Source organism: Sulfuricella sp. T08 (assembly GCF_000971475.1).
GTDB lineage: Bacteria > Pseudomonadota > Gammaproteobacteria > Burkholderiales > Sulfuricellaceae > Sulfuricella.
Genome location: NZ_DF967572.1, coordinates 1 through 685 on the forward strand (window position 1 = coordinate 1; position 685 = coordinate 685).

The 685-nt window shown below is 46.3% G+C and carries 1 protein-coding gene; it reads right to left on the reverse strand.

Features of this window, described 5'->3' with window-relative positions; translation table 11 throughout:
- Positions 1-236 precede the first annotated feature (236 nt).
- Positions 237-685: Mth938-like domain-containing protein (locus tag SCT_RS15175; protein WP_237759712.1), on the reverse strand; the 449-nt coding region annotated here is incomplete at its 5' end.

Consider the following 685-nt stretch of genomic DNA (forward strand, 5'->3'; position numbering starts at 1 on the left):
TTACAAGAGCTTTTTTAGTTCGAACCGGTTAGCTCAAATACTGAACTTCAGCTTTGCAAAGCTGAACTGGACGTAGGTTTAGTGATCAGCGTAGGTATCCCGGCACTAGGCAGATCACCATCGTTGCATCAAGGCCACCTTCCGCTATCTGGAAACGTGAACTTCGCTTCGCGACACGAACTGGTCATTCAGGAATGGACACATCAACCTGATGCTTTATGTGCGATTGCAAGAGATCAGCAAGTAACATGAAAAAGTCCGATGGTTGAGCCTTTAGCCTTGTTCCACTGGTGAATGGCTTCGGGTGTGGGTGAAAGATCAACTCGAACCCCCTCTTTCTTGAAATACTCAGATGCCTCTTTAGAGAGCGTTACCATGCCATTTTGGCCTGAGCCAATGATAAGCCGTTCAGCCCCCTTTTCGAATATATACTCAGCCTCTTCGAGTGAGATTGTATGAGATGTGCCAAACACTGCTTTGGATAACTTCTTCTTTCTCTTCTTGACCTCGCCTGAAAGCCGGATGAGAACATCGTGTTCGATATCAGACCCCTCTATAGTGATGGAGCCAAATTTGGTACCGTCAATTCTGGGTTTCATGATAGCCCTCCCAGGGGACATTCTGATGCTTACGACAAGGGTCTTATCCATTGTTTCAAAGCATGGCGGACAAAACCTGTTTGAAT